Raw genomic sequence first — 13,595 nt, forward strand, 5'->3', positions numbered from 1 at the left:
TCACCCGGTTTTCAGCGTCACGCGATGTCGGGTGGCGATCAATCGCGCCGCCGCATAGGTCTGAGTCACGATTTCGGGCACCAGGTCGATGTCCGGCAGGCTGCCGACGCCGAGCGGTCCGATCGCATAGAGGTTACGCGTCGGCTGCCCGGCGGCCAGAACTTCGCCAGCCGGGCTGACGGCAATCCCAAGACTGAGTTCGTCCGGCTCCGCCAGGCCACCGGCAAAAAGGCTCTGCATCAGCGGTGCCCGAAGGTCCGGCGCCGAGCAGCGACAGTCGATCACCTGATCGGCGGAAAGCAACGTCTCCTCGCTCTCACCCGCCCAGCGCACCATCAAGCCATCAGGACGGCGCTTGCCCGCCCAGCCCTTCCGAATGGTGGTTTGCCCGCCGGCAAGCTCCTGCTGGAGCCGCAGGTGCAGGGGCGCCGGCAGGCGGTTGCGGTGGCTGTCATAGATCGACCGAAGGTGCCGGTTGAACCGGTGCTTTTCCTCCTCAGGCAAAGATTGCCAGAGAGAGCGAGCGCGCCTGCGCAGGCCGTTCATGGCCGCCTGCCAACCAAGGCCGGAAGCTTCCGCCTCCGCGCAAGCCTGCCGGACGAAGCGAACGATATCGCCGAGCCGGGTCGGCATCGGCTCGACAGGGAAGGTCGGCGCCGCAGCGAGGCGCGTGTGTGGCTGCGGCAGAAAGCCGTGCCGGGAGAGAATGGTGATCTCGCCGGCAAAGCCGTTGTCGCGCAATTGCAGCAGGCGGTCGACCACCCGAACGCCGCTACCGAGCAGGACCGTATGACGCGGCACGACGAGGCGGCGGGCGCGCACCAGCGGCTTCTCCTCCTCGGCGATCTCCATCTCGCCCTGGCGCAGGCCGAAACCGGTTGCCAGCACGACGGCATCGCACTCCACCGTTGCTTCCTCCTGCACCACCAGGAAGCGGCCACTGGCTTGCTTGCGCAGCCCCAGTACCGCCTGACAGGAAAGCTGCATCGAAATATCGGGGCGGCGGGTCAGCGCTTCGGAAAAGCGCTGATAGACGTAGTCGCTGAAGATGCTCTTCGGCACGAAGATCTGCTGAAAGCCGGGAATTGCGGCGGAAACCGCCGCGCGGAATTCGGCATTCGCCAACAGCCACTCATTGAAATCCTCCGGCTGGCCGGCGGCGACCGAAAGGTCGCGCACTCGGCTGTTGAGGATCTCGCCACTCTGGGCGGCGGCCAACACCTGCCCGCCGCTGATCGTCGGCTGCGGATCGAAGAGGTGGACGTGGAACGCAGTCCGCACCGACTTCATCAGCGCAATGGCCATCATCACGCCGGAAAAGCCTCGGCCGATGATAGCGATATGCGGTTTGGCTCTCGCAGCGGCTCCCTCGGGAGCGACCTTCGCAAACAATCCATGGACAGTCATCTGCACTCTCCCATGGCCGGTTCTCCCCGGCGAAGTCTCAAATGCATGGCTGTTTCGGTTCGGAACGCGGACACCGACCGAATTGTGAATATTGCCGACCAAGGTCTCGATATACGACATAGTCGCGGGGTCGGGAAAACATAGCGCCCGCCGCGGCAGCGGCCGAGCCCGTATCCGTTGTTCTGGTTGGCCTGGCACTTTGGTGCATGGTCATCCCTAGACGGCATACTCTATAAAGTTAGTGCGCTATTAGAGCGCGAAACGATCTGAACATCAAGTGCCATGTGGAAGAGCCCGTCGGGCTAGCTCTCCTTACAGGGCTTCAGGCCAGGCCGCTCGGCACGGGTGAGCGGTCCATGACCTCAAGTTCGATCGGTTGCGCACGCGCCGGCTCCCGGCGCGCGATGCCGTTCAGCACGCGCAACAGATCATAGCCATGCGACCAGCGGCCGAAGCCACTGGCGATATTGATATGGCCGGCATAGCCAAGGTCGACGAGACGGCTCCCCCATCGTGTCGAAACGTGCCGCAGGCGATCGAAAGGCATATAGGGATCGTTGAGGCTACCGACGACGAGGCTGGAAAAAGGGAGCGGCAGGTCGGGCATCGCGCCGAAATCGATGGCGCCGGGATGCAGGCGATCGGTGGGGTCAAGGTCGCAGGGCGCAACAAGCAGTGCGCTGCGCACATGTCTTGCCAGGGGACGCCGCGCCAGGTTGGCAACAAGAACCGAGCCGAGGCTGTGGGCCACCAGGTCGACGATTCCATGCCGGAGGATTTCGCGTTCGAGAGCATCGCGCCAATCATCGAGCCTCGGCCGGTTCCAATCGACCTGTTCGACCAGTGCGGCATCCGGGTGATCTCTCAACCAATGGCGTTGCCAGTGTCCCTCGTCGGACCCGAACAATCCCGGAATGATGAGCGTTTTTGCCATGACATCAATCTCTTGCGAAGGCGATCCGGGAGTTACAACGACCCGTTGCAAGCAGGTCCGGTTCTGGATCGACTATGCGCAAGCGACAGATGGTGGAGAAGCAAGGAATGCCTAATATCTATAAATTCGATAGTATTTATTTTCTTATCTGAAGTTCACGTCCACACGATCGACAATCCGGCATGGAACTATATTCGCAGTAGAGTGTTTCCATCGACGCGGCTCAAAAGCGAAATCAGTTTCCTTGTGACCCGTCCCAGCGTCAAAAAATTGCGTTGTTGGAGCCCGTGAAATTGTTAGTTTGGCGCCGAAATACACCGGCGCTCTGACAAGCCGGCCAACCGGCGACTTGATGATCGGTTTGGATGAGGGGATGGCGCGACCGTTTGCGGTTGCAGGGCTGAAAAGGTGACTGGAATTTGACGGACCGACGCAATGGGAGCCGCTGGCGATTTCGCCAGCCGAGTGTTTTGCCTGGCTTTGGGCTGTCGCTCGGGATCACGCTGAGTTGGCTGGTGCTGATCGTGTTGATCCCGCTGTCGGGGCTGGTGTGGCGGGCAAGCGGGCTCGGCTGGGCCAAGTTCTTTGAGCTGGCGCTCGATCCGCGCACGCTCAATGCCCTGAAGATCTCGTTCGGCACGGCGTTTCTCGCCGCGATCATCAACCTCGTCTTCGGCGTCATCCTCGCCTGGGTGCTGGTGCGCTATCGTTTCCCCGGCAAACGGGTGATCGACGCCATGGTCGACCTGCCGTTCGCGCTGCCGACCGCGGTCGCCGGCATTGCCTTGACGACGCTTTATGCCGGCAACGGCTGGATCGGCCAGTTCATCGAGCCGCTCGGGCTCAAGATCGCCTTTACGCCATCCGGCATCGTCGTCGCGCTGATCTTCGTCGGCCTGCCGTTTGTTGTCAGGACCGTGCAGCCGATCATGGAGGAGATCGACAAGGAGGTGGAAGAAGCCGCAGCCACCCTTGGCGCCAGCCGTTTCCAGACGATCAGCCGGGTATTGTTGCCGGGACTGCTGCCGGCCGGCCTCACCGGCTTTGCGCTCGCCTTTGCCCGCGGCGTCGGCGAATACGGCTCGGTGATCTTCATCGCCGGCAACCTGCCTTATGTCTCGGAGATCGCGCCGCTTCTGATCGTCATCAGGCTTGAAGAGTTTAACTATGCTGCCGCCACCGCCATTGCCGCGGTGATGCTGGCGATCTCCTTCGCCATGCTGCTCCTCATCAACTCGATCCAGGCCTGGAGCCGGCGGAGATATGTCTATGTCGCATGATCTGACCGCATCCGGGCCGCAACGGGCCTTGCCGGCGCTGGCTGCCGCCACCTCGGAAAGCCGCTTTGCCCGGCTGACCCTGACGATCACGGCGCTTGTCTTCGTCGCGCTGTTTTTGCTTTTGCCGCTCGCCGCCGTCTTCACCGAGGCGCTGCGCAAGGGACCGGCCGAGTTCGTTGCCGCGCTCGGGGACACCGAGACCTTCTCGGCCATCCGCCTGACGCTGACCGTCGCTGCCATCGCCGTGCCGCTCAACCTCGTCTTCGGCGTCGCCGCCGCCTGGGCGATCGCCAAGTTCGAGTTCAAGGGCAAGGCGTTCCTGACGACGCTGATCGACCTGCCGTTCTCGGTCTCGCCGGTCATCTCCGGCCTCGTCTTCGTGCTGTTGTTCGGCTCGCACAGCCTGATCGGTCCCTGGCTGCAGAGCCACGGCATCCAGATCCTGTTTGCCGTGCCCGGTCTGGTGCTCGCCACCGTCTTCGTCACCTTCCCCTTCGTCGCCCGCGAGCTGATCCCGCTGATGCAGGAACAGGGCAGTAGCGACGAGGAGGCAGCCCTGTCCTTGGGGGCGTCGGGCTGGCAGACCTTCTGGTTCGTGACGCTGCCGAACATCAAATGGGGGCTGCTTTACGGCGTGCTGCTCTGCAACGCCCGCGCCATGGGCGAGTTCGGCGCCGTCTCGGTGGTCTCCGGCCATATCCGCGGCGAGACCAACACCATGCCGTTGCAGGTCGAAATCCTCTATAATGAATACAACTTCGTCGCCGCCTTTGCGGTGGCGGCGTTGCTGGCGCTGCTGGCGCTGATCACCCTGATTTTGAAGACGGCGCTGGAGATCCGCTACAGCGCCGAGATCGCCGCCAGCCGCAGGCATTGAAAGGTCAAACGCTATGGACGTGCGCGTTCACAACATCCGCAAGGAATTCGGCCGCTTCCCGGCGCTCGACGACGTCTCGCTCGACATCCGCTCCGGCGAGCTGATCGCGCTGCTTGGCCCCTCCGGCTCCGGCAAGACGACCTTGCTGCGTCTCGTTGCCGGGCTCGAAAGCCCGACCGGCGGCACGATCTTCTTCGGCGACGAGGATGCCTCGCAAAAGACGGTGCAGCAGCGCAACATCGGCTTCGTCTTCCAGCACTATGCCCTGTTCCGCCACATGACGGTGCTCGACAACGTCGCCTTCGGCCTCAAGGTGCGCCCGGGCAATCGCCGGCCGCCGGCCGCCGAGATCCGCAAGCGGGCGCTCGACCTGCTCGATCTGGTGCAGCTCTCCGGTCTCGACAAACGCTATCCGGCGCAGCTGTCCGGCGGCCAGCGCCAGCGCGTGGCGCTCGCCCGCGCCATGGCGGTCGAGCCGAACGTGCTGCTGCTCGACGAGCCCTTCGGCGCGCTCGACGCCCAGGTGCGCAAGGAACTGCGCAAGTGGCTGCGCGAGATCCATGACCGCACCGGCCACACGACGATCTTCGTCACCCACGACCAGGAGGAGGCGCTGGAACTGGCCGACCGCGTCGTCGTCATGAGCAAGGGCGCGATCGAACAGGTCGGCACCCCCGACGAGATCTACGACCATCCGGTTTCGCCCTTCGTCTTCGGCTTCATCGGCCAGTCGAACGCGCTCGCCGTCACGCTCCAGAACGGCGAGATCTGGTTCGAGGACCGGCCGATCGGGCTCAGGGCTCCGGCCGAGCCGGACGGGCCGGCCAATCTGCACTTCCGCCCGCACGACATCGAGCTGATCGACGGCTGCGGCGGCTGTCTCGCCGGCCTCGTCACCGCCAGCCGCCGCGTTGCCGGCACCCGCCATCTCGAACTCGACCTTGGCCGCAACCATCCGCATGTCGAGATCGAGCTGTCGCCCGAACGCGCCGCCGCCGGCGACCACAGCCGCATCGCCTTCCGGCCGACAAAGTGGAAACTCTTCAGAGACAACAGAGAGCAGGCTGTAGCCGCGGAGGCAAAAATCGAGAGCCGCGCCATCGAGATACAGGAACCAACATTGGTCGCCCAGGCCTCTTAGGCAGGGGCGACACATCGTCGGACTTAAGGAGTCTCGAGCGGCCAGACCTCGACCACCCCATGAGCCACCGCGCACGGGGTGCGTGACACCATATCGATCGCTTCGGCCAGGTCTGCGGCCTCGATCACCGCGAAGCCGGCCACAGGAAGCGAAGACGACATGAACGGACCGCTTCGCTTCTCGACATGCGCGGCGTTGGCGTTGCGCACCTGAACAGGCGCTCCGGCAATCCCCATCAAGGCTCCTCTTGCACGAAGTTCCGCATCATGCGCGTGCGCCGCATTACGGACGTCCGCCGCCGTGCGGTCGTAGCCTGCACGGTCTCCATATCCAATGGTCACGAATTTAGGCATCAGCAGTATCCTCCCGGTGACGGCACCTACTTCCGACGGGCTAATTGACAGTCGGGCCGACGGAGCCTTCCGTGAGGGAACGCGGCCGCACAGGAAAAAGTTCGTCCATGCCGCGACAGGGAGGATGCAATGCCGACCATCATCGCCCACCACAAGATCACGAAAAGCGCGGAACACTGGTTGAAATCACCGAAACGCAAGGAGTTCTTCAGCACGCTCGGCGTGACCAGCATTCGAACCTTCGTCGATCCCCAGGACCAGACCCGGGTGGCCATTCTCATGGATGTCCCCGATCTGGACGCCCTGTCGAAAGCCATGCAGACCCAGGCCGCGGCCGATGCGATGGTCTTTGATGGCGTCGTACCGGAATCAATCGTGATCCTGGTTGAATCATAGGGCACAGTCCGCCCGTATTCAGCCATTGAGGCCAGACGGAACTCACCGGGGAGCCGCCCTTCCCGCGGTGCTTCGCTGCGACCTGAGCCGACCCCATACATTGCGGTACAATTGCTGGTGGCGGCCGACATATCCGGGATACCTCGCCGGTCCAGATTGCGATCGTCACCTCAACGGCCCCGAAAGGAACGATCGCATGCGCCGCCGAATCATCCCTACTCTTGCCCTCGCCTTTGCAACGAGCGTGGTTGCTTTCGCCGCCCAGGCTGCGGATATCAAGAACATCGTCATCGTGCACGGCGCCTTCGCCGACGGTTCGGGGTGGCGACAGGCCAGCGATATCCTGGAGCGGCGCGGCTTCAACGTGACCGTCGTGCAGGAACCGCTGACCTCGCTTGCCGCCGACGTCGAGGCGACGAACCGCGTTCTGGACCTGCAGGATGGGCCGACCTTGCTCGTCGGGCACAGCTACGGCGGCATGGTGATCAGCGAAGCCGGACATCACCAGAAGGTCGAAGGATTGGTCTACGTCGCAGCGTTTCAACCGGACAAGGGCGAGGATTTGGCAACGCTTGCCGGATCGAAGCCGCCGGCTGCAATGAGCATCAAGGAAACCTCCGACGGCAAATATCTCTATCTCGATCCGACAGCGTTTGCTGTTGATTTCGCCGCCGACCTTCCCAAAGCGGAAGCGGCCTTTGCGGCGAAGTCGCAGGTCTTTGCCGCGAAAGAAGTTTTCACCGCCAAGTCCGGCGAGCCGGCATGGCGGACGAAGAAAAGCTGGGCGGTCGTGGCGACCGAAGATCGCGCCATCAATCCGGACATTGAACGAAGCATGGCGAAGCGCGCCGGCAGCCAGGTAAGCGAAATCAAGGCGAGCCACGCCGTCTTTGCCTCGCAAGCGGAAAAGGTTGCCAAGATCATAGAGACCGCCGCCGAGGACGCCGGCAAATAGCCCGAACACGCCGAGCGTCTGCGTCCTGAGTGCGGCGCCCTTCTGCACTCAGGACAGCGGATCGGCGACGTTCTTCCATTCTTGATTGCCGGCTTGACAGTCCGCTCAAAGAGCGGAAAACTTCGCGCATGGGGGTGCGATCACCCCATGAGGCGCCAGCCGAAGCATCGCGTCCATTCAACCGCTCATCCGGAGGACGCGTCATGTCGTCATTTCTCGAAATATCCTCGGAAAAACTCTCTCGCCTCGTCGGCACGCCGAACTGTCCGACACTGATCGATGTCAGGATCGACGAAGATTTCGACGCCGATCCCCGCCTCATCCCAGGTTCTTACAGGCGCGACTACCGCCAGGTTCAGGATTGGATCGACGACGTCGCCAAGGCATCGGCAATCATCATCTGCCAGCAGGGCAAGAAGCTCAGCCATGGCGTTGCCGCCTGGCTTCGCCATGCCGGCATTGCTGCCGACGTGCTCGAAGGCGGTTTCGAGGCTTGGGCGGATGGCGGCTATCCGGCCGTGCCCGCTTCCGCGATACCCGAACGGGACGCCGGCGGAAGGACCGTCTGGGTTACGCGGGCACGACCAAAGATCGACCGCATTGCCTGCCCCTGGCTGATCCGTCGTTTCGTCGATCCGAAGGCAGTCTTCTTGTACGTGGCGCCGTCAGAGGTCGAGATGGTCGGCGAGCGCTTCGGCGCTACGCCCTTCGATATCGATGCTCCGATCCGCTGGAGCCATCGCGGTGAACTCTGCACCTTTGACGTGATGGTCGAGAAGTTCGGCCTTGCAACCGCTCCGCTTCTGCGGCTAGCCACCATCGTGCGCGGGGCCGACACCGCCCGTCCCGAGCTTGCGCCCGAGGCGCCGGGCCTGCTTGCCGCCTCCCTCGGTCTCTCGCGCATGTATGCCGACGACCTGGAGCAACTGGATGCGGGGATGCTGCTCTACGACGCCTTCTATCGCTGGTGCCGGGATGCTACCAACGAGACGCACAACTGGCCCTCGCCCAAGAAGGACCTCTGAGATGACCGATATTGCTGACAAGGCCGCGCCCGAAGTGGCGCGGCAACGGCAAAGCCACGGCATCCCGTTTGGCGAAGCCGTCCGGGTTTGGGCACGCATTGCGGCCCTCAGCTTCGGTGGCCCTGCCGGACAGATCGCGGTGATGCATCGCATCCTTGTCGATGAGAAGCGCTGGATCGGCGAGCATCGCTTCCTGCATGCGCTGAACTACTGCATGCTACTGCCCGGACCCGAGGCGCAGCAGCTCGCCGTCTACATCGGCTGGCTCCTGCACCGGACCGCCGGCGGCCTCGTTGCCGGACTTCTCTTTGTGCTGCCGGGTTTCCTGGCGATCCTCGGCCTCAGCTACATCTACGCCGCCTTCGGCAATGTCACCGTCGTCGAAGGCCTCTTCTTCGGCCTGAAGGCCGCCGTACTCGCGGTGGTCGTCCAGGCTGTCTTCCGCATTGGCGGCCGAGCACTCAAGAACCGAATGATGATCGGCATTGCGGCCGCCGCCTTCGTCGCCATTTTCTTCTTCCGCGTTCCCTTCCCGTTGATCATCCTGGCAGCCGGCGTGCTTGGCTATATCGGCGCTCGCTCCGGTTCGCCGCTCTTTCGCATTGGCGGTGGACACAAGGGCGGCACGGGCCCGGTTCTGAAGGACGAGGACTCCGCGCTCGGCGAGGAAATCCCCGCGCATGCTCGCCCCAACCTTGCATGGTCGCTGCGGATTTCCGGCGTGCTGCTTGCGCTGTGGCTCGTGCCCCTGGCGTTGCTCATCATCGTCCTCGGTCGGGACAGCGTCTTCAGCCAGATCGGCCTGTTCTTCAGCCAGATGGCGGTCGTCACCTTCGGCGGCGCCTATGCCGTGCTCGCCTACGTCGCCCAGGAAGCCGTCCAGCACTACGGCTGGCTGAAGCCCGGCGAAATGCTGGACGGCCTCGGCATGGCCGAGACGACGCCGGGGCCGCTGATCATGGTCGTCCAGTTCGTCGGCTTCATGGGCGCCTACCGCGACCCGGGCACGCTCCATCCAATGATGGCGGCGACCTTGGGGGCGATGCTGACCACCTGGGTGACCTTCGTCCCGTGTTTCCTCTGGATCTTTCTTGGGGCGCCCTTCATTGAGCGGCTGCGGAACAATATCGCGCTCACGGGCGCCATGTCGGCGATCACCGCCGCCGTTGTGGGAGTGATTCTCAACCTTGCCGTCTGGTTCGGGCTGCACACCTTGTTTGGGGAGCTCGTGAGCGGGCATTTCGGGCCGTTCGCGCTCGACATACCGGTGCTAGGGTCGCTGGTACTGCCGTCGCTCCTGCTGACGCTTGCCGCCGGCGTGGCGATCTTCCGCTTCAACGCCTCGGTGATCACGACGCTGCTTGCCTGCGCGCTTGCAGGCATGGCCTGGACGCTGGCAACGAACTGATTGCGAAAGCCGCGCCTAGTCGTCGTGGACCGATTGCGGGAGGTGGAATCCCTCCGGCAATTGCGATCCATAGAAGCGTTCCTCCGGCGGCGGCGGCGGAGGTTCGCGATGCTTCACCGCGCAGGCGGCAAGCACGGCCTTGAGCTGCACTGGCCGATAGTGTTCGACAAGGCTTGGAGATGGGTCTTGCTTGTCCGTCGGTCGCGACATCAGGATCCTCATGGGCAACTCTCGTCACGGAGCGACTGTGCCAGCCAATCGATCTCGCCGCAACTGCTCGGCGGCATGATCGCCCGTTCGACAGTGCGACCATTGTACAGTTGACCTCTGGCCGCTCCGGGTCTCCTTTATGGTGCGGCATAGTCGGGCGATCAATGCGACCGCTCGTCAACCTTCACCTCAGCCCGCGCGCCGCCGGCACGCAAGAACGCACCTTCATTGAGGAAATCGAATATGCAGGATCCCCTGGCGAGACTCGGCCTGAAGCACCCGTTGATCGTCGCGTCGATGGCCGGCGGCCCCTCGTCGCCGGAGCTCGTCATCGCGTCTTCGGCAGCCGGAGCGCTCGGGTCGATCGGCGCAGCCTATTCGAGCCCGGCGGCCATCACCGAGTTCGTTGACAAGGTTCGTGCAGGCACCGACCGTCCTTTTGCGATCAACCTCTTCATCCAGCACCCGCAGCCGCAGATCGACGCGGCGACGGTCGAGCGGGCGGTGGCAGCGACGGCGAAGTACCGTGCGGAACTTGATCTGCCGGCGCCGCAATTCGCCGCACCCTATGAAGAGGATTTCGATCAGCAGTTCGAGGCCGTGCTGAAGGCGAAGCCGGCAGTCCTTAGTTTCGTCTTCGGCGTGCTGCCTGCCGAGTACATGCGGACCGCGCGCAAGTCGGGGATGCTGATCATCGGCACGGCGACGACACCGGAGGAAGCAGGGGCGCTCGAAGAAAGCGGCGTCGATGCGATCACCCTCCAGGGTTTTGAGGCGGGCGGCCATCGCGGCATATTCGATCCCGAGGCCGCGGACAGTGAAATCGGCCTCCGGGATCTGCTGACCCGAACCCTCCCGAAGGCGAAGGTGCCACTGATCGCGGCAGGCGGCATTATGACGGCCGTGGATATCCGGTCGGTCCTCGCCATGGGCGCCAGCGCGGTGCAGATGGGAACGGCGTTCCTCGCGACCGCCGAAGCAGGAACCTCGGCAGCCTATCGCGCCGCACTCCAGGGCACGGAACGCGCAACGCGGACAACGCGCGCCTTCTCCGGCCGGTTTGCCCGTGGCATCGAGAACCGCTTCATGAACGAGCTGGACGCCGCCGCCGCAATGCCCTTCCCGGCCCAGAACAAGTTCACGCGCGATATCAGAGGCGCGTCTGCAGCAAAGGGATCGGCGGACTTCCTCTCCCTTTGGGCGGGAACCGGCAAGGGAGAGCTTTGGCAGGGCTCAGCGGCCGATCTGATCGAGAAGCTGTTTGCCGATTGATCGCCCGCTGCTCCAATTGTGCCCCGACACCGCTGACGAGAGGATGGAGCGGGTCTCTTTACTTCTGTCCAGTTGCGGGTGAATGCTTGCCAATTGGCAATGATCATCGCGAAAGTCGGCAGAATGGATCGTATCGACGCAATGAAGGTCTTCGTAACCGCGGTCGATGAAGGCAGCCTCGCGGGCGCGGCCCGGCGGCTGAAGCGGTCGCCGACGGCGGTCAGCCGCGCCCTGAACCTGCTCGAAGCTCATGTCGGGGTCGAACTGCTCCATCGAACGACGCGATCGTTGAAGCTCAGCGAAGCCGGCCAGCGCTATGCGGCTGCCTGCCGGCGGGTGCTGATCGATCTCGAAGAGGCCGACATGCTCGCAGGTGGCGAACGTGCGGCCCCTCGCGGCACGCTGACGATCTCCGCGCCACCGATCGTTGGCGAAGAGGTGCTGCGTCCGATCCTCGACGAATTCCTCAACCTCTACCCTTCGGTTTCGGCCCGGCTCCTCCTGCTCGATCGCTTCGTAAACCTTGTCGACGAGGGTGTCGATATCGCGCTCCGCATCGGCCATCTCGCCGACTCTTCGTTGATTTCGACACGAATGGGTGGCGATGTCCGGCGTGTCGTCGTCGGCTCGCCTCGTTATCTCGCCAACCACCCGCGGATTGACGAGCCGGCCGATCTCGCCAAACACCAGATCGTCGCCTTTACCAACTTCGGCCTCGATTCCTGGACATTCACGCCAGCCGAGGGCTCGTTGATCCCTCGCACGGTGCAGTTCAAACCGCGCTGCATCGTCAACAGTGTGCGTGCCGCGACCGACTCCGCCGCCGCGGGTACCGGCCTGACCCGGCTCTACTCCTATCATGTCGCGCGCTACGTCAGCGATGGGCGGTTGAAAATCGTGCTGGCTGATGCCGAGCATCCCCCGATGCCGGTTCATCTTCTTGCACCGCAGGGCCGCATGTCGGTTCCGAAGGTTCGCGCCTTTGCTGATTACGCGCTGCCACGTCTGCGGACCGAGTTCGCACGCATGGCAACGGAAGCTGGCACGCTCGCCTGATTATGCCGGTATGCGGTTGATTGATCGCCAAATAGCGTCAATTCTCTCACACATCGGATGGGTCTAAATCTGATTGCACCAACGCCGAGGGCGGAGGACGGGCCACACCAAGCGCCCGTTGCAATCGAAGAAGGACCACATCCATGAGCAATGAGCAGAAGGTCGCCATCATCACCGGTGCATCGCAGGGCATCGGCGCCGCCTTGGTTCAGGCCTACCGCGATCGCAACTATCGCGTCATCGCCACGTCCCGCTCCATTCAGGAAAGTTCGGACGCTGGCATCCTCAGTGTCGCCGGCGATATCAGCAAGCCTGAGACCGCCGAGCGGGTCATTCGCCAGGGGCTGGAACGGTTCGGCCGTATCGATACGCTGGTCAACAATGCCGGGGTCTTCACCGCCAAGCCATTCACCGAGTTCACTCAGGAAGATTATGATCTGAACATGGGTGTCAACGTGGCCGGCTTCTTCCACGTTACCCAGCACGCGGCCCGCGAGATGCTGAAGCAGGGCTCCGGCCACATCGTCAGCATCACGACCAGCCTCGTGAATCAGCCGATTGCCGGCGTCCCGGCGGCCCTGGCGTCTATCACGAAGGGTGGTTTGAATTCCGTGACCCAGGCGCTCGCGATCGAATTTGCCAAGACCGGTGTTCGCGTCAATGCCGTCTCGCCGGGCATCATCAAGACCCCGATGCACGCGCCGGAAACGCACGCGGCGCTCTCGACGCTGCATCCCGTCGGCCGCATGGGCGAGATCCGCGATATCGTCGACGCCGTCCTTTACCTGGAGAATGCCGGTTTCGTGACGGGTGAGATCCTGCACGTCGATGGCGGACAGAACGCCGGGCGCTGGTAACGGCGCAGGTATGTCCGGGAGCGACCGTTACCCAAGCCGGGCCGCTCCTCCCCTCCCATCCATTGCAGATGCGGCACCTTGATGGAGCCGCCAACATCCAGATATGAAGAGGAGACGGCAATGCCGATCGTTACAGTTCAGGTGACCCGCGAAGGCACCACTCCAGACCGCAAGGCGGTCACGGCCGAGGAAAAGGCCGAAATCATCAAGGGCGTGAGCCAGGTCCTGCTCGACGTGCTCAACAAGCCGCTGGAATCGACCTACGTGGTCATCGAGGAAGTAGAGCTCGACAACTGGGGTTGGGGCGGCCTGCCGACCGCGCAATACCGCGCCCAGCGGGACGCTCAGGCAAAAGCCTGACATCGCCGGTCAGACGTTCTTGCAACCCGCCGCTCGACAGCAAGCGGCGGGTTTCGTTTGCGAA

Annotated in this window: 15 protein-coding genes; 11 read left to right on the forward strand and 4 right to left on the reverse strand. The window is 63.4% G+C overall.

The features are described from left to right. Together ACN9MO_RS23165 and ACN9MO_RS23170 are read right to left on the reverse strand one after the other, a co-directional pair. Positions 1-1,407: an FAD/NAD(P)-binding protein gene (locus tag ACN9MO_RS23165; protein WP_425987929.1), complete on the reverse strand. Its 1,407-nt coding sequence runs from the start codon at positions 1,405-1,407 to the stop codon at positions 1-3. 322 nt (positions 1,408-1,729) lie between these two features. Beyond that, positions 1,730-2,341, reverse strand: coding sequence for an RBBP9/YdeN family alpha/beta hydrolase (locus ACN9MO_RS23170; RefSeq protein ID WP_057252129.1), 612 nt, complete (start codon positions 2,339-2,341; stop codon positions 1,730-1,732). Positions 2,342-2,760: 419 nt separating this feature from the next. On the opposite strand from ACN9MO_RS23170, the gene cysT reads away from it, so the two are divergent. The 3 genes from cysT to ACN9MO_RS23185 are packed head-to-tail and all read left to right on the forward strand — an operon-like array spanning position 2,761 to position 5,639. Continuing rightward, positions 2,761-3,621 (forward strand): sulfate ABC transporter permease subunit CysT, encoded by an 861-nt coding sequence (gene cysT / locus ACN9MO_RS23175; RefSeq protein ID WP_425987932.1) that lies wholly within the window; start codon positions 2,761-2,763, stop codon positions 3,619-3,621. Beyond that, the gene (cysW, locus tag ACN9MO_RS23180; RefSeq protein WP_192496219.1) at positions 3,611-4,498 is read left to right on the forward strand and encodes a sulfate ABC transporter permease subunit CysW; all 888 of its coding nucleotides are present in this window, start codon (positions 3,611-3,613) and stop codon (positions 4,496-4,498) included. Before cysT ends, cysW begins: the two co-directional genes overlap by 11 nt. Positions 4,499-4,511: 13 nt before the next feature. Then, complete coding sequence (locus ACN9MO_RS23185) at positions 4,512-5,639, forward strand: sulfate/molybdate ABC transporter ATP-binding protein (RefSeq protein WP_425987935.1); 1,128 nt, start codon at positions 4,512-4,514, stop codon at positions 5,637-5,639. Between the two features lie 23 nt (positions 5,640-5,662). Here ACN9MO_RS23185 and ACN9MO_RS23190 read toward each other — a convergent pair whose 3' ends face one another. After that, positions 5,663-5,992, reverse strand: coding sequence for a YciI family protein (locus tag ACN9MO_RS23190; protein WP_057248479.1), 330 nt, complete (start codon positions 5,990-5,992; stop codon positions 5,663-5,665). A 129-nt stretch (positions 5,993-6,121) separates the two neighbouring features. Here ACN9MO_RS23190 and ACN9MO_RS23195 point away from each other — a divergent pair, with 129 nt between their 5' ends. From ACN9MO_RS23195 to chrA, 4 genes are all read left to right on the forward strand, one after another. After that, a complete protein-coding gene (locus ACN9MO_RS23195) occupies positions 6,122-6,388 on the forward strand; it encodes a hypothetical protein (RefSeq protein ID WP_057248480.1) in 267 nt (88 codons plus the stop codon). A 196-nt stretch (positions 6,389-6,584) separates the two neighbouring features. Continuing rightward, on the forward strand, positions 6,585-7,343 hold the full coding sequence (locus ACN9MO_RS23200; protein ID WP_425987940.1) for an alpha/beta hydrolase: 759 nt from the start codon (positions 6,585-6,587) through the stop codon (positions 7,341-7,343). A 203-nt stretch (positions 7,344-7,546) separates the two neighbouring features. Continuing rightward, positions 7,547-8,368, forward strand: a complete 822-nt coding sequence (locus ACN9MO_RS23205; RefSeq protein WP_113132625.1) for a sulfurtransferase/chromate resistance protein — start codon at positions 7,547-7,549, stop codon at positions 8,366-8,368. 1 nt (position 8,369) lies between these two features. After that, positions 8,370-9,776, forward strand: coding sequence for a chromate efflux transporter (gene chrA, locus ACN9MO_RS23210; RefSeq protein ID WP_057248483.1), 1,407 nt, complete (start codon positions 8,370-8,372; stop codon positions 9,774-9,776). Between the two features lie 15 nt (positions 9,777-9,791). Here chrA and ACN9MO_RS23215 read toward each other — a convergent pair whose 3' ends face one another. Continuing rightward, complete coding sequence (locus ACN9MO_RS23215) at positions 9,792-9,986, reverse strand: hypothetical protein (protein WP_057248484.1); 195 nt, start codon at positions 9,984-9,986, stop codon at positions 9,792-9,794. A 243-nt stretch (positions 9,987-10,229) separates the two neighbouring features. On the opposite strand from ACN9MO_RS23215, the gene ACN9MO_RS23220 reads away from it, so the two are divergent. The 4 genes from ACN9MO_RS23220 to ACN9MO_RS23235 all read left to right on the forward strand — a co-directional run bounded on the left by ACN9MO_RS23220 (position 10,230) and on the right by ACN9MO_RS23235 (position 13,531). Further along, positions 10,230-11,258 (forward strand): NAD(P)H-dependent flavin oxidoreductase, encoded by a 1,029-nt coding sequence (locus tag ACN9MO_RS23220; RefSeq protein ID WP_057248485.1) that lies wholly within the window; start codon positions 10,230-10,232, stop codon positions 11,256-11,258. 123 nt (positions 11,259-11,381) lie between these two features. Then, positions 11,382-12,314 carry a LysR family transcriptional regulator gene (locus tag ACN9MO_RS23225; protein ID WP_057248778.1) on the forward strand — a complete coding sequence of 311 codons (933 nt, stop codon included), beginning with the start codon at positions 11,382-11,384 and terminating at the stop codon, positions 12,312-12,314. 143 nt (positions 12,315-12,457) lie between these two features. Then, positions 12,458-13,171 (forward strand): SDR family NAD(P)-dependent oxidoreductase, encoded by a 714-nt coding sequence (locus tag ACN9MO_RS23230; RefSeq protein ID WP_057248486.1) that lies wholly within the window; start codon positions 12,458-12,460, stop codon positions 13,169-13,171. A 120-nt stretch (positions 13,172-13,291) separates the two neighbouring features. Then, positions 13,292-13,531: a tautomerase family protein gene (locus ACN9MO_RS23235; protein ID WP_057248487.1), complete on the forward strand. Its 240-nt coding sequence runs from the start codon at positions 13,292-13,294 to the stop codon at positions 13,529-13,531. Positions 13,532-13,595: the final 64 nt, after the last annotated feature.

Source organism: Ensifer sp. R-19 (assembly GCF_049905105.1).
GTDB lineage: Bacteria > Pseudomonadota > Alphaproteobacteria > Rhizobiales > Rhizobiaceae > Ensifer.